Origin of the sequence: Streptomyces sp. NPDC060184, from assembly GCF_042728795.1 — a bacterium.
Lineage (GTDB): Bacteria > Actinomycetota > Actinomycetes > Streptomycetales > Streptomycetaceae > Streptomyces.
This window is the reverse complement of sequence record NZ_JBHWYX010000022.1, coordinates 87,054-103,122: the sequence shown is the minus strand read 5'-3', so window position 1 is coordinate 103,122 and position 16,069 is coordinate 87,054. Positions and strand designations below refer to the sequence as shown.

Sequence of the window (16,069 nt, the reverse complement as noted above, 5' to 3'; positions counted from 1 at the left end):
GGACAGCCCCAGCCCTTCAGGAACCGTCCTCATCTCCCGCTTCTCCGTACCGCCGTTCGAACTTGGCGACCTGTCCCTCCGCGTCGACGACGCGGGCGCGACCGGTGAAAAAGGGGTGACTCTCGGCGGAGATCTCGACGTCGACGACGGGGTAGCTCCGGCCGTCGTCCCAGTCGATGGTCCGCTCGCTCGACGCGGTGGACCGCGTGAGGAAGGCGTATCCGGCCGACCGGTCGCGGAACACGACGGGCCGGTAGTCGGGGTGCTTGTCCTGCTGCATGGCTGACTCCCGGGGTGGGGGTACGGATGAGGCCGACCCCACCCCTTCTCTTCCGATGGAGGGGGTGGGACGGATGCCGGTTCGGACCACCTTCTCCAGCCCGGCCTCCGGGCGCGATCCCTGACCGCCCGTACGGGGCGGCTCCCGCGCGGCGCCCTGCCCCGGCCCCCGGCCCCCGGCCCCCGGGAGCAACGGAGCGACGGGGCGACGGGGTCCAGCGGTCATCCCTCGCGGCCCGAGGACGCGCACGGCGAGACAGGGGCCACCGCGACCGCGATGAGTTTTGCTGCTTTTTTCTTTATTTGCTGGCCTGATGATCCTGGTTGCGCTACGATTCCAGCATGGACAAGAACGAATCTCCCCAGGCCCAGATCACCGTCGCGACCAGCACCCTGGACCGCATCCGCCTGCTCGCCCTCGCCTGGCAGGTGGACGAGGGCGAAGCCGTCGCGCGCCTGCTGCAGCACTTCGAGAAGACCGCGGGGCGCTCCGGCGCCCCGGCATCCGCCCCCGCCGGACACCTTCCGGTGCACGCCGTGTACGGCGGGCGGCGTTTCGACGGAGTGTTCGACACCGCGTCGAAGGGCCTGAGCATCCCGGCAGGCCCGGCCGCCGGTGACTACAGGACTCCCAGCGGAGCAGCCGCCGCGGTCGTCCAGGCCGTCAAGCCCGGAGTGGCCAGCGCCCGGAACGGATGGTCGTTCTGGATCATCTCGGACACCGGTGAGGCGCTGCAAACCCAGCGCTGACGACAGAATTCCCAGCACGCGGCTTCACGTCTCAAGCATTTCAGAGAATGCTGAAGCCTGTACCCGCGCGTGCCCCCCGCAGACAGACCCGTCACGGGTCACACCGCCGACCGAGGCCCCCGGCCCTACTCCCTGGTCGCGGCTGAACGCCTGCTCATCCCTCGCGCAGGGAGTCGTGCACGGAGTCCAGCGCGTCGGCGACCAGGGAGAGGAAACGGGCGTGCGCGTGCGGGCTGCACAGCGGCTCCGGGTTCCACGGCACGACAAGCGTTCCGGCGTCGAGCAGCGCGGCCCACTCCGGCTGGGAGCGGAGGCTCTCCAGCGGCGCCGCGTTGACGCGTACGTCCGTCAGCAGCACCTGCGGGGCGAGCACGGCCACCTCCGCCCAGGAGGCCGTGTGCCAGTTGACGCCGGGACCCGCGGGCGGGTCGACGAGGCCGACGCCCAGCTCGTCCAGGGCCGCCAGCTCGGGCCACTGGGCGGGGCGGGCTACGTACGCCTGGTCCGGGTCGGCCGGGGAGAGGGCCACCACCCGGACCGCGCCGCCGGATGCGGCGGTGCGCAGCCGGGCCCGCGCGGCCTCCAGTTCCTCGTCGGCCCGGGGGAGTTCGTCCGCGCCCAGCGAGCGTGCCAGCTCGGCGAAGCGGTCGGACGTCCCGGCCAGCGTGCGCGACTGGCCGACGTCGATCACGACGACCGGGACCTGTTCCTCCAGGTGCTTGGCGGTGTCCGGGTCGAGGCCGTACACCGTGCCGCCGCCGTAGCTGACGGCCACCACCAGGTCGGGCTCGCCGCGCAGCAGGGTGTCCACGTCGAGCGCGGTGCCCGCGCCCAGGTACGCCACCTCGCCCACCGGGAGTTCCCCGCTCTTCGCCGGGTCGATCTCGGCGCCGTCGTGGCCCGAGCCGAAGACACCGTGGGACCGGACGCCCAGGTCCCAGAGGGTGGCGCCCGCCTGGACGTACGCCAGTACCCGCGAAGGCGTCCGCTCGGCCCGGGACACCCGGCCCCGGTCGTCCGAGAAGCGCCACCCGCTCTGTTCCGTCATGTTCCCCACCCCTTGGTCCGTCCTCTTCCGCCGGCCACCGGCCCCCTTCGCACAGATGTACCTGCCCAACTCCTCGCCGCCGCACCCCTCGGCCCCCGGATCGGGGCCGGTGCGGCGGCACATGGGCTCCGAGCAGCCCTGGCACGGATCCGACTCCCCCTTACCGCAGTCCACTTGACGCCGTCCCGGGCCCTGTCTCCCCGGCAGCGCGGCCGAGGCCGCCCTCCGGTGGTGTCCGCACGGTTTCGCCCCGTACCGATCAAGAAACACTCTTGGCGTCCGGCACTCCCCGCCCCGGACGGAAGGAAGGACGCCCCGATGCCCGCGACCGCTCTCAAGGCGGCTCTGACCCTGACCCTCCTCGCCGCGCTCGGCCTGGCGCCCTCGGCGCGCGGCACCGCCCCCGGGACCGCGCCGGACAACCCTCGCGAGGTGACGGCCGGCCGGCCTGCCGCCTCCTGCCCGGTGGTCGACGTACTCACCGTGTACACGCCGAAAGCTGCGGCGGCGGTGGGCGGTGTGCACCGGGTGCCGGTGTCGGCCCAGGAGATCGCCACGCGGATGAACGAGTCCCTGCTCGCGAGCGGGGTCTGCGGCTCCATCCGGATCGTGCACCCGTACACCGCGAAGGGGTACGAGGGCTCCGACGAGTTCGACGCGGCGTACGAGGGGCTCCGCGAGGGCACCGATCCCTCCCTCGGACCGACCGCGCGACAGCGCCGGGACCACTACGGGGCGGACCTGGTGACGCTCGTGGTGGACGCGTCCGGGCGGGGTGGCGGCACCGGGGACTACACCCCCCGGCTCACCGCCGAGTCGGACGCGTACGCCTACGCGGTCGTGGACGTCCAGGGCATCGCGCTCGACTCGGCGAGCCACGAGATCGGCCACAACCTGGGCCTGGCCCACGACCGTACGACGCTCGCCGAGGATTCCGAGGGGGCCATGGAGGTCAGCAGCATCCGCCCGTACAACACCGGCTGGGTCACCGAGGACCGGCGGTACTACACGATCATGGCCTACCGCTCCGCCTGCGGTGAGCACTGCCGCCGCGTCAGCCGCTTCTCCAGCGCCCGGGGCACCTGGCAGGGCCGCCGGCTCGGGGACGCGGCCAACGACAGCGCCCGGGTGCTGCGGGAGACGATGCCGATCGTCGCCGGGTACCGGGCCGCCCCGTGAGCCCGCCGGCCCGCCCGGTCGGCGGGCCCCTTCCGCCGGTTCGCCGCCTACAGTCCGGCGCTGTCGGTGGTCCGGCCCAGGTAGGTCAGCGGGCCGGGGTCGGGCACGTCGATCTCGTGGAATCCGAGCCGGTCGTAGAAGATCCTGGCCGGCTTGTTCGCCGTCAGCATCGAGAGGTGGACGTCGGCGACCCCCTTGACCCGCAGCGCGTCCAGGAAGGCGCGCATCAGCTCCCGCCCGTGGCCCCTGCGCTGCCAGGGTGGCAGCAGGTCGATGTGCAGATGGGCCGGGTACGCGGCGACCTGCGGACCGAGCATGTGCTCGGGGCGGTGCAGGAGCGCGATCATCTCCTCGGTGGGCGTGGTGGGCGGCTTGCCGGAGGCCGGGAAGCGCCCGGCCACCAGCGGCAGCCACCGCTCTTGGAAGGCGGTGGCGAAGGCCGTGGTGTCGGCCGTGCCCAGCACGTATCCGACCGCCCGTCCCGAGCCGTCGTCCAGCACGAAGGCGAGGTCGGGTTCGAGGTACGCGTACGGGGCGGCGAACAGGCTGGGCATCAACTCCTGGTCGGCGTAGATGTGCCGGGAGTCACCGCCGTTGTCGGCCGTCCGGACACAGATGTCGGCGAGCGCGGCACGGTCGCCGGGGCGGTAGGAGCGTATGAACGCGGGCTGATCCATGGCCGGGAGCATGCCATCTTGGGAGCGCTCCCACAAGGTCCGTACGGCCCTGCCGGACGGGGACCGACGCGCATCGCGCGCGGGCCGGTCAGCCGCCTTGGCCAGGCCCTTCGCCAAACCCCCCACCAGGCCCCGCGCCGGGCCCCTCCCCCGCCTCCTCGCCGCCCCCTTGCGGCGGCACCGTGGGCCGTGCTCCCCGAGACCTCCGCTCCGCCGCCAGCTCGGCGTTGAACTGGGCTCCGGCCAGCAGGGCCAGGTTGGTGAACCAGACCCAGATGAGGAAGACGACGAGCCCCGCGAGAGAGCCGTACAACCGGCTGTAGGTGCCGACGTGCGTGGCGTAGAGCGCGAACCCCGCGGAGGCGACGAGCCAGAGCACGGCCGCGAGCACCCCGCCGGGAAGCCCCTGGCGCGTGCCGCGCACCGAGCGCGGTCCCGTCCGGAAGAGGACGGTGATGAGGCAGGTGACCAGTACCAGCAGGACGGGCCACTTGAGGAACCACCACAGGGCCTGTCCCGCCTCCGCGAGTCCGAGCCTGCGGGCCGCCCAGCGGGCCAGCGGACCGGTGAGCACCAGCACGAACGCGCTGGTCAGCATCAGCAGGAGCAGGCCGATCGCCGACGCGACGATGGTGTGCGCGTTGCGCAGCGCGGGGCGGGTGTCGCGCTCGTGGTGCATGGCGTGCAGGGCGCGGCGGAAGACTGCGAGGTAGCTGGAGGCCGACCAGACGGCGCTGACGCTGCCGGTGGCGACCAGGACCCAGCCCGCCGCGCGCTGCTCGGTGGCGGCCAGGAGCGGCTGGCGCAGGGCCGCTCCGGACTCCGCCGGGGCGAAGGCCGTGATGTCCGTGATCAGCGCGGCGGTGGCGTCGGGGCTGGCCAGGCCGATGACGGAGACGGTCACCAGCAGGGCGGGCAGCAGGGCGAGGATGGCGTAGTACGTCTGAGCGGCGGCCCAGTCGGATATGTCGTCGTTCCACAGCGAGACGGGGGTCCGTCGCAGCGCGGCGGACCAGGCGGCGGCACGACCCGGCGGGTGGGCGTCGCCCGCCTCGCGGGCAGGGGCAACGGACTTGCGGAACACGCGTCGCTCCGGGGGACGTGGACGGGATGGGGCACGCGGGACGCCCGTGCTGGTCGCACGGTCGCACCGCCGGTGCCGTCCTTTGTCTCATGCCTCGGTTTCGCGGGAGTACACCGCCACCCCGGCGGACCGGTTCCGGCCGGTGCCGGGGCCCGCGCCCCGGGCTCGGACGCGGCCGGTCTTGGGGAAGCGGCACGGGGCGCGCACGGCCACCGGGCCCACCGCCCGGCCGTCAGTCGTTGACGGCCGTGAGGAGGACCACCGCGTCCTCCAGCGCCAGCAGCCCGTGCCGCTCCCTCGGGATCGGCACCAGAGCTCCGGTTGTCATCTCCACGTCGCCGGAGGGCGCGGTGATGCGGACCGCGCCGCGGAGCACCAGGAGGGAGGCGGCGAGCGGCGCGTTGTGCTCGTCCAGCGCGGAGCCGGAGGTGAGGGCGATCACCGTCTGGCGCAGCGGAGGCTGCTGGAGCAGGCGGTGCGCGCTGCGCCCGTGGGGGGAACTGCGCGCCGCGGCGAGATGCTCGTCCGCGAGGGCGTTGAGGTCGTTCATGGGGCCACTCTGCCGCAGCACCTGCGGGCCCGCCGCCGGAGCGTGGCGTCCGACCAACCTCGCGGGGGCGGCCGGGGCCGGCCCGTAGACTCGGCGGATGGCTAAGTATTTCGACGTGCATCCCGAGAACCCTCAGCGACGCACGATCAGCACGGTGGCCGAACTCATCCGTTCGGACGCCCTGGTCGCGTACCCCACGGACTCCTGCTATGCCCTCGGGTGCCGGCTGGGCAGCCGGGAAGGGATCAGTCGCATCCGGTCGATCCGGCATCTCGACGACCGCCACCACTTCACCCTGGTGTGCGAGAACTTCGCCCAGCTGGGCCAGTTCGTCCAGATCGACAACGACGTCTTCCGTGCGATCAAGGCGGCGACGCCCGGCAGCTACACCTTCATCCTGCCCGCGACGAAGGAGGTGCCGCGCCAGCTGCTGCACCCGAAGAAGAAGACCGTGGGCGTCCGCATCCCCGATCACGCCGTGGTCCGGGCGCTGCTGAGCGAGCTGGGCGAGCCGCTGCTCTCCAGCACGCTGCTGCTTCCCGACGAGGAGGAGCCGCTGACGCAGGGGTGGGAGATCAAGGAGCGGCTCGACCACGAGGTGGACGCGGTGGTGGACTCCGGGGACTGCGGGACGGAACCGACCACGGTCGTCGACTTCTCGGACGGCGGGATCACGGTCGTGCGCAAGGGGGCGGGAGACACCGCCCGGTTCGAGTGAGTCTCCCCGCGCCGTCCGTCGCGTGGGCCCGGACCGCTGGTGTCGCGAAGGCCGCCGTACGGGCTCGCGCGCACGGTGCGGGCCCGACGCGGTCAGCCGAGCAGCGCGCTGCCCGGGGAGGGCAGCGTTCCGCTCGACGTGAGGAGTTCGTCCGCCCGGCCGGCTTCGTGGTCGGGCCGGCGCGCCCAGCGTCCGACCGCGCACTCCGCCGTGATGCCGGGGCCGAATCCGGCGATGAGCCCCTGCGCGTCGTCGTCCGCGCCGCCGTCCTCGAAGAGCCGGGCCAGGGCGTCGAAGACGACCGAACTCGCGATGTTTCCCCGCTCCGTGAGGGTGGCCCTGCTGTAGCGGAACATCCCCGGCGGCAGCTGGAGGAAGTGGCAGAGGTCGTCCAGGATGCGCGGGCCTCCCGCGTGCACGATGAAGAAGTCCATGGCCTGCACCGACCATCCGTGCAGGTCGACCAGGTTCTGGAGTACCGGGGCGAGCATCTCCATGGTGCCGGGGACGCGGCGGTCGAGCAGGAAGTGGAATCCGGTGTCCCGGACCGCGTAGGAGATCCAGTCCTCGGTGTCGGGCACCAGGTGCGAGCCGTTGCGTTCGAGTCGCATCCCGGCGCCGCCCTCGCCCCGGACGACGGCGGCCGAGACGGCGTCGCCGAACAGGCCGTTGGAGAGCAGGGACCCGACACCGATGTCGGTGGGCTGGTAGCAGAGCGAACAGAACTCGCAGGACACGAGGAGGACGTTGGACTGCGGGTAGGCCCGGCAGAAGTCGTGGGCGCGGTTGATGGCCGCCCCGCCCGCGGCGCAGCCGAGCTGGGCGATCGGCAGCTGCCGGGTCTCCGGCCGGAAGCCCATGGTGTTGATCAGCCAGGCGGTCAGCGACGGCATCATGAAGCCGGTGCAGGAGACGTAGACGATGAGGTCGATCTCGGCGGCCTCGACCTCGGCGTATTCCAGTGCCCGGCCCACGACTTCGGGGACCCTCTTCTTGGCCTCGGCCTCGTAGACCCTGTTGCGCACCTCGAAACCGGGGTGGCGCAGCGTCTCCTCGATCGGCTGGACGAGGCGGCGGGTCTGCACGCCGGTGTTCCGGATGAGCCTCAGGACCAGGTCGCGCTGGGGGTGGCCGTCGTGGGTCTCGCGGGCGAGGTCCAGGGTCTGCTGCATCGTGATCACGTGTTCGGGCACCGCGATGGCCGGGCGGCACAGGGTCGCCATGGGTTCTCCTCGTGTCTGGGAGCGGAGGCTCACGTCACCATGTGACGGGCAGGGCGAGCGGGTAGCGCCAGATCGACGTGGTGTTCCAGCGGATGTCCTCCACCGGTGCGTCGAGGCGCAGGTGCGGGAACCGGCGGAGCAGCGACGAGAACGCGGTCTCCAGTTCCATCGTGGCGAGCGGGGCTCCCAGGCAGTGGTGGGCTCCCCAGCCGAAGGTCATGTGGGGGATGGACGGCCGGTCGGGGTCCAGGTCGTCGGGGCGCTCGAACTTCTCGGCGTCGCGGTTGGCGGTCAGGTAGGAGACGTGCACCACGTCGCCGGCCGGGATGCTGACGCCGCCGAGTTCCACGTCCACCAGGGCGACGCGGGGGATTCCGACGCCCTTGCGGAACGGGATGTGGCGCAGGAGTTCTTCCAGGGTGCGGGGCAGGCGCTCCGGGGAGTCGCGCAGGGTCCGGGTCAGTTCGGGGCGGACGAGCAGCGAGTAGGCGATGTTGCCGAGTTGGTAGGTGGTGGTGTCCTGACCGGTGATGAGCAGGACCATGGCCATGACGGTCAGCTCGTCGTCGCCGAGGAGTTCGTCGCCGTCCCGCGCGGTGGCGAGGGTGCTGATCAGGTCCTCGCCGGGGGACCTGCGTCGGCGGGCGGTGAGCTCGCCGAAGTAGGCGCGGAGTTCCGCCTTGGCCCGGACGGCGTCCTCCTTGCCGGCGGCACCGACGTTCATCATGGTGAGGGCGTGCGCGCGGAGCCAGGGCCGGTCCGGCTCGGGGATGTCGAGCACCTCGCAGATGGTGACGAGCGGCAGGGGTGCGGCCACCGCCGCCATGAAGTCGGCCGTGGTTCCGCCGTCCTCCATGGTGTCGAGCAGCCGGTCGACGATGCGCTGGGTGCCCACGCGCATGGCGTCGATGCGGCGGGCGGTGAAGCTCTTGGCCACCAGGCTGCGGAGCCTGCTGCTGGCCGGGGGGTCCATGAGGTTGATGGCCTCGTCCTGGACGATGGGTTCGGGGGTCATCCGCGGGAAGTCCCGTCCCGTCACGGCGCTGCGGCTGAAGCGCCGGTCGGTGGTGACCGTGCGGACGTCCTCGTACCGGGTGACCAGCCAGGCGTCGCCTTCTCCGTACGGCATCCGGATGCGGGACACCGGCGCGGTGGTCAGCAACTCCTTGAGCTGGGGGTCGAACTCCAGCTGGTGTGCGAAGTCGAAGGGGCAGCTGCGTACGGTTTCCGTGTTCTCCACCGAGGTTCTCCCAGGGACCGGTCCGGCTGATGGGTGGTCAGTCCGCCCCCCGACCGGGACCGGACCCCGGCTGTATTCCCGTTACCCTCCGGAACATGTTCACCACGCTGAGTAGTCAGTCGATCAGGGGGTGCGTGGGCGGCGCACGGGGCCGAAGAGCGCACGGCCGGTGACCCGCACGAATGAATTTGCGCCCGCGCGCACGCCGCGCGGGCCAGGCACCGGCCGCCCGGCGGGAATGGTCGGACACGGCCCAGCCAGACACACCGACCACATGGAAGAGGCGCGCACCATGACAGACATCGACGACCGTCCGGCCGCCGGCCCGAACCCCGCCCCCGGACGGCGGGGGTTCGTGCTGACCGGGGTCGGTCTCGCCGGGGCGGTGGCGGGCGCGCCGGACGCCTTCGCGGCACCGGTCCGGCGGCCGGAAGCGGCGGGCGAGGTGGCGCGCAAGGCCGCGGTGCCGTTCCACGGCCCGCACCAGGCGGGCGTCGTGACGCCGCAGCAGGCGTTCGCCGCGTTCGTCGCCTTCGACGTGCTCGCCACGGACCGGGGCGGACTGGTGGCCGTCCTCGACGTGTTGACGAAGCGGGCGAGGGCCCTCACCGCGGCCTCCGCGCAGGGTGGCCCCGACGACCGCCTGACCGTCACGGTCGGCGTCGGGGCGTCCCTCTTCGACGAGCGCTTCGGCCTCCGTTCGCGCCGGCCCGCGGGGCTGCGGACCATGCCCGCGTTCCCCGGGGACGACCTGGACCCGGACGCCTGTCACGGGGACCTGTCGGTGCAGGTCTGCGCGGAGCACCCCGACGCCGTCCTGGGGGTGATGCGTGATCTGCAGCTGGCGCTGCGGGGCTCGGCCGCTCCGAGGTGGCGGAGTGACGGGTTCCTCAACCCGCCCCGGCCGAACGGCGCGCCGCGCAGCATCGTCGGCTTCAAGGACGGCATCTCCCGTCCGGACACCACGTCCGAGCGGGAGATGGACCGGGTGCTGTGGCTGGGTTCGCGCAGCGGGGCGCCCGCCTGGGCCTGGGGCGGCTGCTACCAGGTGCTGCGGATGACCCGGCTGCGGGTCGAGGCGTGGGACCGGCTGCCGGTCTCCGAGCAGGAGCGTGCGTTCGGCCGGAACAAGGCGACGGGCGCTCCGCTGACCGGCACCAGGGAGACGGACGTTCCCGACTACCGGTCGGACCCGGACGGCCGGAAGATCTCCTTCGACTCGCACATCCGGCGGGCGAATCCGAGGACGCCCGGGACGGCCGACTCCCTCCCGCTGCGCCGCAGTTACAACTTCGACCGTGGCCTGGCGCCCGACGGAGCGCTCGACGTGGGGCTGAACTTCTGCTGCTACCAGCAGGACATCGGGAGGCAGTTCGAGGCGGTGCAGCGGCGCCTGGACGGTGAGCCCCTCGCGGACTTCACCGTCACCCGGGGCGGCGGCTACTTCCTCGTGCTGCCCGGCGTGACGGACGCGAAGGACAGCCTCGGAGCCGGCCTGCTGGGCGACTGAGGCTCCTCCCGGTGACCCGAGCCGGAGATTCGCCGGCAGTAGAGGGGTCGGCAGGGCCGCGGGGAGCGAGGGCCGACGACGCCTTCCCGAGTCCACGAGGCCCCGGGGAGCGCGACGGCGAACGGCACCTTCCCGGGTCCTTCCTTGTCAGAACTCTTTACGCACCTGACATGCACGGGTAATTTCCTGGGCGCAAGAGATTGCAGAAAGATTCCGACAGCCCTTGCCGTCGGATTCCTTCCGCTCGCCCGAACCCCGAGGCGCGTCCGGGTTCTCCGGCGGGATCTCGGCCGATGCCCGTGCCGGGCACCGGCGTTGTCGGCAGCCGCGGCCTCCCCCGCCGCGGCCTCCCCCTGGAGACATGATGAAACGCTCCTCCCTACGGCTGCTCCGGCGCCCCGCGGCGGCAGCCGCCGCGGCGACCGCACTGCTGGGCCTGCTCACCGCGATACCCGCGCCGGAGCAGCTGTCGTCCGCGACGCCGGTCGCCGCCACCGAGAACTCGGCGACCGTCTTCTACTGGACGAAGACGAAGAACTGGTCGGCCTACAACCTCCATTGGGCACCGGACGGGGGCTCGTGGACCACCGTGCCGGGGACGGCGATGACCGCCGCCTGTACGGACTGGGTGAAGCTGACCGTCCCGCTGGGCAGCGCCACCGGCCTGGCCGCCACCTTCAACAACGGCAGCGGCGTCTGGGACAACAACTCGGGCAACAACTACGCGCTGGGCACGGGGAACATCACCGTCAAGGACGGCGTCGTCGCCCACAGCGACCCGTGCGCCGACAGCGGTACGACCCCGAGCCCTTCCCCCACCGGGACGAACAGCGCGGAGGTCTACTACTCCACCGCGACGGTGGGCTGGACCACCACCAACCTCCACTACCAGCCGGTGGGCGGCGCCTGGACCACAGTCCCCGGGGTCGGCATGGAGGCGGCCTGCACCGGATGGGTCAGGCGGACCGTCGACCTCGGCACGGCCACCGGACTCAACGCCACGTTCAACAACGGCAACGGCGTCTGGGACAACAACAACGGGGCCAACTACGCCCTGAAGACCGGGCGCACCACGGTGAAGGACCACCAGGTCGCCTCGGACGCGGCCGATCCGTGCGCCACCGCTGTCCCGGACACCACGGCCCCGACCGCTCCGACGAAGACGGTCGCCGCGGCGGACGGGGTGTCGGTCGTCCTCACCTGGGAACCCTCCACGGACGACCGGGGTGTGACGAAGTATCAGGTCACCCGCACCGGCGGGACGAAGGGCACGCTGGTGGCGGACACCGGCTCCACGGTGTTCTCCGACACCGGGCTGGAGGAGCGGACCGCGTACAGCTACACCGTCAAGGCGGTTGACGCGGCGGGCAACGTCTCGGCGGCCTCGGCTGCCGCGACCGCCACCACCGGCGACAAGCCCCCGGTCGCGGCCTCCGGGCAGCCGCTGGGCACCGACCCGCGCAAGGACCCCATCTACTTCGTCCTCACCGCCCGCTTCAACGACGGCGACACCACGAACGACCGGGGCGGCAGCCAGGACGTGAAGTCCGGCAACGCGGCCAACAACGACCCCATGTTCCGCGGCGACTTCAAGGGACTGGTCCAGAAGCTCGACTACATCAAGGGGCTGGGCTTCTCGGCCGTCTGGATCACCCCGGTGGTGCTCAACCGGTCGGACTACGACTACCACGGCTACCACGGCTACGACTTCTACAAGGTCGATCCGCGCCTGGAGTCCGCCGGGGCCTCGTACCAGGACCTCATCAACGCGGCGCACGCCAAGGGGATGAAGATCTACCAGGACGTCGTCTACAACCACTCCTCGCGGTGGGGCGCCAAGGGGCTGTTCACGCCGACGGTCTACGGCGTGCGGGACTCCCAGTGGAGCTGGTACTACGACGAGAAGAACGAGGGCTTCGAGTACGACGGGCTGACCGTCGAGACGAAGTCCGGCAAGTCCTACTACAACGGCGACCTGTGGTCGACCGCCGAACCCGCGGGAAACACCTGCCTCAACTGGGGCAAGCCCACCGGGAGTACGTCCGCCGAGGGCTATAAGATCTACAACTGCCAGTGGCCCAACGCCACTTCGGGGATGTTCCCGAAGGTGTACTACCACAACTGCTGGATCGGCAACTGGGAGGGCGAGGACTCCCGCAGCTGCTGGCTGCACGAGGACCTCGCGGACTTCAACACCGAGAGCGCCCCGGTGCAGAACTACCTGATCGGCGCCTACGACAAGTACATCGACATGGGAGTCGACGGCTTCCGGATCGACACCGCCGTGCACATCCCGCGCACCACCTGGAACCGCCGCTTCCTGCCGGCGATCCAGGAGCGCGTCACCTCGCGGTTCGGCGCCGAGGCGGCGAAGAACTTCTTCGTCTTCGGCGAGGTCGGCGCCTTCGTCAACGACAAGTGGAACCGCGGCTCGGTCAACCACTCCGCGCAGTTCTACACCTGGAAGGAGCGCAAGGAGTACAGCGCGGACGACGCCGCCGCCTCGCTGGAGATGTACAACTACGAGGAGCAGCTGGGCACCGGACAGCAGCCGGTCTCCGACAACGCCTTCCTGAAGGGGAACGCCTACCACACCCCGGACCACAGCCAGTTCTCCGGGATGAACGTCATCGACATGCGGATGCACATGAACTTCGGTGACGCCAACAACGCCTACAGCAACGGCAAGGACTCCGACGACAGCTACAACGACGCCACCTACAACGTCGTCTACGTCGACAGCCACGACTACGGGCCCAACAAGAGCAGCGAGCGGTACGCGGGCGGCACCGACGCCTGGGCCGAGAACATGGCCCTGATGTGGACGTTCCGCGGCATCCCCACGCTGTACTACGGCTCCGAGGTCGAGTTCCAGGCGGGGAAGAAGATCGACTGCGGGCCCACCTGCCCGCTGGCGACCACCGGGCGGGCGTATTTCGGCGACCGCATCGCCGGTGACGTGACGGCCTCGGACTTCAGCAAGGTCTCCTCGGCGAGCGGCGCGGTGGCGGACACCCTCGCGCAGCCGCTGGTCAAGCACGTGCAGCGGCTCAACCAGATCCGGCGGGCCGTCCCGGCGCTCCAGATGGGCCAGTACTCCACCGAGGGCATCAGCGGCTCGATGGCGTACAAGCGCCGGTACACCGACGCGGCGAGCGGGGTCGACTCCTTCGCCCTGGTGACCGTCACCGGGGGCGCCTCGTACACCGGAATCCCCAACGGCACCTACAAGGACGCCGTGACCGGGGACGTCCGGACGGTGTCCGACGGCACGCTCACGGTGGCCGCGCCCGGCAAGGGCAACCTCCGGGTGTACGTGCTCGACCTGGGCGGCAGGAACGCGGCTCCCGGACAGGTCGGCACCGCCGGTCCGTACCTGAAGTAGTCGCGCCGGTGAGCGCCGGTGCGGGCCCTTCCGCGGGGACCGCACCGGCGCTCTCGCGTGTGCGCGGCCGGCCGGGCACCACCGGGTGGTTACCTGCCGGTGCCCAGGTGCGGGAAGCGCCACTCCGTGCGGGTGCGGAGCGTCTGACCGGGGCGCAGGACCGTGGTGGGGTAGCCGGCGTGGTTGGGCGAGTCCGGCAGGTGCTGGGTCTCCAGGCAGACCGCTCCGTGGCGGTCCTGCACGCGGCCCTCGCCGTCGGTGAACGTGCCGTCCAGCAGGTTGCCCGTGTAGATCTGGATGCCGGGTTCCGTGGTCCACACCTCCATCACGCGGGAGGCGTCGGGCGCGGTCAGCCGGGCGGCGCGGCGCAGTCCGTCGGCGCCGGGGGCCTCGTCGCGCAGGACCCAGCAGTGGTCGAATCCACCGGCGGAGGCGAGCTGCTCGTGCGGGAGGGCGAGGCGCTCGCGCAGCACCTGGGGGGCGGTGAGGTCGAACGGGGTGCCGCGCACCTCGACCGGGTCTCCCTCGGGAATGCCCTCGGGGTCCACGGGGAGGTAGTGGTCGGCGTCGACCTCCAGGGTGTGCCCGAGGATGTCGTCGTCGCCCAGGTTGAAGTAGGCGTGCTGGGTCAGGTTGACGACGGTCGCCCGGTCGGTGGTGGCGGTGCAGTCGAGCGAGAAGGTGCCCGAGGAGTCGACGGCGTAGGTGGCGCGGACGTCGAGGTTGCCGGGGAAGCCCATGTCGCCGTCGGGGCTGTGCAGGCGCAGGTCGACGAAGGCGGCGTCGCCGTCCTCCCGGCCGGACGCCTCCCAGATTCTGGTGTGGAAGCCTTCGGGTCCGCCGTGCAGGGCGTGGCCGCGGTCGTTGACGGGGATCTCGTGGGTGGTGCCGTCGAGGGCGAAGGTGCCGTGCGCGATGCGGTTGGCGTAACGGCCCACGAGCGCCCCGAAGTAGGGGTGGTCCTTCGCGTATTCGTCCATCGTCGACAGCGATCTGACGATCTGTCGGTTCCGGCCGTGGGTGTCCGGCACGGTGAGACGGTGCAGGACGCCCCCGTAGGTGAGGACTTCGGCCCGCACTCCGGTGCCGGAATCCAGCGTCCAGAGGTCTGCTTCGGCGTTCCCGGGAGCGGAGCCGAAGGGGGTGCGGTGCGCGGTGGGGCGGGGCATCGGCGTTCCTTGGTGGAAAGCGGCCGGCCGGTGCGGGTGGTGCAGCGGTCGGCCGGAGGGACGGCGGCCGACGGCCGTCGTGGACGGGTGGGGTGGCCGCGCGGCGGCCCGGCTCGGGCCGGCGGGGCGGCCCGCGCCGCCGGGGCTCGGTGCCCCGGCGCGCGCCGGTCGGGCGGCCCGGACGGCCGGGTCAGGCGGCCGGGCCGGGCGCCCGCGGGACCGTCGACTCGCGGACGACGAGCCGGTAGCCGGGGCGTGGGCGCCGCGGTTCGGTCACCGGAGCGCCCGCGAGCCGTTCGACGAGGCTGTCGACGGCGAGGCGGGCGATGGCCTCCTTGTCGGGGGCGATGGTGGTGAGCGTGGTGGTGCCGTAGCTGCTTTCCTCGATGTCGTCGAAGCCGACGAAGGCGATGTCGTCCGGGACGGACAGCCCGCGCGCGGTGACGGTGCGCATGGCCCCGATCGCGATCAGGTCGTTGTAGGCGAAGACCGCGTCGGGCCGCTCGCCCCGGTCGAGGAGCGACGCCATCGCGATGGCCCCGTCCTCACGCCCGAATCCGTCCGTGACCACGACCAGCGCCTCGTCCGGTTCGATGCCGGCAGCCGTCAGCTCCTCGCGCCAGCCGCGCAACCGGAGGTGCGCGGGCTGGCGTTCACGGCCGGTGCGGGATCCGAGGAAGGCGATCCGCCTGCGTCCATGGTCGAGGAGATGGCGTACCGCGGTACGGGCGGCGGCGACGTTGTCGATCGCGATGTGGTCGTAGGGCGCTTCGTACTCCCGCTCCCCCAGCAGGACCAGGGGGGCGGTCTCCTCGCGTGCCATCAGGTCCTCGGTCTCCAGATGGATCGGGCTCATGATGAGCCCGTCGATCACGTGTGACCGGAACCCCTGGCTGACCAGCAGCTCCTTCTCGCGGAGCCCTGCCGTGTGGTCGACCAGCACGGTGTAGTCGTGCCGGGCTGCGGCGTCGACGACGGCTCCGGCGAGTTCGGCGAAGTACGGGTTGCCGAACTCGGGGACCGCCAGCGCGATGATGCCCGTACGGCCCTTGCGCAGGTGGCGGGCGGTGAGGTTCGGCCGGTAGCCGAGCTCGTCGATCGCCTGCTGCACCTTGGCCCGCATCTTCGGGGTGACGTGCTGGTAGTTGTTGACCACGTTGGACACGGTCTTGATCGACACGCCCGCCCGCTGCGCGACGTCCTTGAGGCTGACGCCCACGGCACTCCTTCACTCGGTTCGGCTATGAAAGACGGCTC

Annotated in this window: 14 protein-coding genes; 5 read left to right on the top strand and 9 right to left on the bottom strand. The window is 71.7% G+C overall.

From position 1 onward, the window contains the following. Nucleotides 1-16 precede the first annotated feature (16 nt). Nucleotides 17-280, bottom strand: coding sequence for a type B 50S ribosomal protein L31 (locus ACFWEE_RS17030; RefSeq protein WP_386889873.1), 264 nt, complete (start codon nucleotides 278-280; stop codon nucleotides 17-19). A gap of 341 nt (nucleotides 281-621) precedes the next feature. Between ACFWEE_RS17030 and ACFWEE_RS17025 the strand changes: the two genes are divergently transcribed. Next, nucleotides 622-1,029, top strand: coding sequence for a hypothetical protein (locus ACFWEE_RS17025; RefSeq protein WP_386889871.1), 408 nt, complete (start codon nucleotides 622-624; stop codon nucleotides 1,027-1,029). Between the two features lie 154 nt (nucleotides 1,030-1,183). Here the strand turns inward: ACFWEE_RS17025 and ACFWEE_RS17020 are convergent, their stop codons facing one another. Then, nucleotides 1,184-2,077 (bottom strand): ABC transporter substrate-binding protein, encoded by an 894-nt coding sequence (locus tag ACFWEE_RS17020; protein WP_386889870.1) that lies wholly within the window; start codon nucleotides 2,075-2,077, stop codon nucleotides 1,184-1,186. A gap of 318 nt (nucleotides 2,078-2,395) precedes the next feature. On the opposite strand from ACFWEE_RS17020, the gene ACFWEE_RS17015 reads away from it, so the two are divergent. Next, nucleotides 2,396-3,256, top strand: coding sequence for a M12 family metallo-peptidase (locus tag ACFWEE_RS17015; RefSeq protein WP_386889869.1), 861 nt, complete (start codon nucleotides 2,396-2,398; stop codon nucleotides 3,254-3,256). A 47-nt stretch (nucleotides 3,257-3,303) separates the two neighbouring features. Here the strand turns inward: ACFWEE_RS17015 and ACFWEE_RS17010 are convergent, their stop codons facing one another. The 3 genes from ACFWEE_RS17010 to ACFWEE_RS17000 form a co-directional block, all read right to left on the bottom strand. After that, nucleotides 3,304-3,933 (bottom strand): GNAT family N-acetyltransferase, encoded by a 630-nt coding sequence (locus ACFWEE_RS17010; RefSeq protein ID WP_386889868.1) that lies wholly within the window; start codon nucleotides 3,931-3,933, stop codon nucleotides 3,304-3,306. A gap of 88 nt (nucleotides 3,934-4,021) precedes the next feature. Next, nucleotides 4,022-5,017 carry a YihY/virulence factor BrkB family protein gene (locus ACFWEE_RS17005; protein ID WP_386889866.1) on the bottom strand — a complete coding sequence of 332 codons (996 nt, stop codon included), beginning with the start codon at nucleotides 5,015-5,017 and terminating at the stop codon, nucleotides 4,022-4,024. A 232-nt stretch (nucleotides 5,018-5,249) separates the two neighbouring features. After that, nucleotides 5,250-5,567, bottom strand: coding sequence for a cupin (locus ACFWEE_RS17000; protein WP_386889865.1), 318 nt, complete (start codon nucleotides 5,565-5,567; stop codon nucleotides 5,250-5,252). A 97-nt stretch (nucleotides 5,568-5,664) separates the two neighbouring features. Here ACFWEE_RS17000 and ACFWEE_RS16995 point away from each other — a divergent pair, with 97 nt between their 5' ends. Then, nucleotides 5,665-6,285: an L-threonylcarbamoyladenylate synthase gene (locus ACFWEE_RS16995; RefSeq protein WP_386889864.1), complete on the top strand. Its 621-nt coding sequence runs from the start codon at nucleotides 5,665-5,667 to the stop codon at nucleotides 6,283-6,285. Nucleotides 6,286-6,377: 92 nt separating this feature from the next. Here the strand turns inward: ACFWEE_RS16995 and ACFWEE_RS16990 are convergent, their stop codons facing one another. Beyond that, a complete protein-coding gene (locus ACFWEE_RS16990) occupies nucleotides 6,378-7,508 on the bottom strand; it encodes a type III polyketide synthase (RefSeq protein ID WP_386889863.1) in 1,131 nt (376 codons plus the stop codon). A gap of 34 nt (nucleotides 7,509-7,542) precedes the next feature. Further along, nucleotides 7,543-8,748 (bottom strand): cytochrome P450, encoded by a 1,206-nt coding sequence (locus ACFWEE_RS16985; RefSeq protein WP_386889862.1) that lies wholly within the window; start codon nucleotides 8,746-8,748, stop codon nucleotides 7,543-7,545. A 292-nt stretch (nucleotides 8,749-9,040) separates the two neighbouring features. Here ACFWEE_RS16985 and ACFWEE_RS16980 point away from each other — a divergent pair, with 292 nt between their 5' ends. Then, a complete protein-coding gene (locus ACFWEE_RS16980) occupies nucleotides 9,041-10,258 on the top strand; it encodes a Dyp-type peroxidase (protein WP_386889861.1) in 1,218 nt (405 codons plus the stop codon). A 364-nt stretch (nucleotides 10,259-10,622) separates the two neighbouring features. Then, nucleotides 10,623-13,643 carry a carbohydrate binding domain-containing protein gene (locus ACFWEE_RS16975; RefSeq protein ID WP_386889859.1) on the top strand — a complete coding sequence of 1,007 codons (3,021 nt, stop codon included), beginning with the start codon at nucleotides 10,623-10,625 and terminating at the stop codon, nucleotides 13,641-13,643. Between the two features lie 89 nt (nucleotides 13,644-13,732). Here the strand turns inward: ACFWEE_RS16975 and ACFWEE_RS16970 are convergent, their stop codons facing one another. Further along, the gene (locus ACFWEE_RS16970; protein ID WP_386889858.1) at nucleotides 13,733-14,812 is read right to left on the bottom strand and encodes an aldose epimerase family protein; all 1,080 of its coding nucleotides are present in this window, start codon (nucleotides 14,810-14,812) and stop codon (nucleotides 13,733-13,735) included. Between the two features lie 190 nt (nucleotides 14,813-15,002). After that, on the bottom strand, nucleotides 15,003-16,031 hold the full coding sequence (locus ACFWEE_RS16965; RefSeq protein ID WP_386889857.1) for a LacI family DNA-binding transcriptional regulator: 1,029 nt from the start codon (nucleotides 16,029-16,031) through the stop codon (nucleotides 15,003-15,005). Nucleotides 16,032-16,069: the final 38 nt, after the last annotated feature.

Coding starts and splice junctions, on each gene's coding strand:
- ACFWEE_RS17030 (WP_386889873.1), bottom strand. CDS start 280: ATGCAGCAGGACAAGCACCCCGACTACCGGCCCGTCGTGTTCCGCGAC.
- ACFWEE_RS17025 (WP_386889871.1), top strand. CDS start 622: ATGGACAAGAACGAATCTCCCCAGGCCCAGATCACCGTCGCGACCAGC.
- ACFWEE_RS17020 (WP_386889870.1), bottom strand. CDS start 2,077: ATGACGGAACAGAGCGGGTGGCGCTTCTCGGACGACCGGGGCCGGGTG.
- ACFWEE_RS17015 (WP_386889869.1), top strand. CDS start 2,396: ATGCCCGCGACCGCTCTCAAGGCGGCTCTGACCCTGACCCTCCTCGCC.
- ACFWEE_RS17010 (WP_386889868.1), bottom strand. CDS start 3,933: ATGGATCAGCCCGCGTTCATACGCTCCTACCGCCCCGGCGACCGTGCC.
- ACFWEE_RS17000 (WP_386889865.1), bottom strand. CDS start 5,567: ATGAACGACCTCAACGCCCTCGCGGACGAGCATCTCGCCGCGGCGCGC.
- ACFWEE_RS16995 (WP_386889864.1), top strand. CDS start 5,665: ATGGCTAAGTATTTCGACGTGCATCCCGAGAACCCTCAGCGACGCACG.
- ACFWEE_RS16990 (WP_386889863.1), bottom strand. CDS start 7,508: ATGGCGACCCTGTGCCGCCCGGCCATCGCGGTGCCCGAACACGTGATC.
- ACFWEE_RS16980 (WP_386889861.1), top strand. CDS start 9,041: ATGACAGACATCGACGACCGTCCGGCCGCCGGCCCGAACCCCGCCCCC.
- ACFWEE_RS16975 (WP_386889859.1), top strand. CDS start 10,623: ATGAAACGCTCCTCCCTACGGCTGCTCCGGCGCCCCGCGGCGGCAGCC.
- ACFWEE_RS16970 (WP_386889858.1), bottom strand. CDS start 14,812: ATGCCCCGCCCCACCGCGCACCGCACCCCCTTCGGCTCCGCTCCCGGG.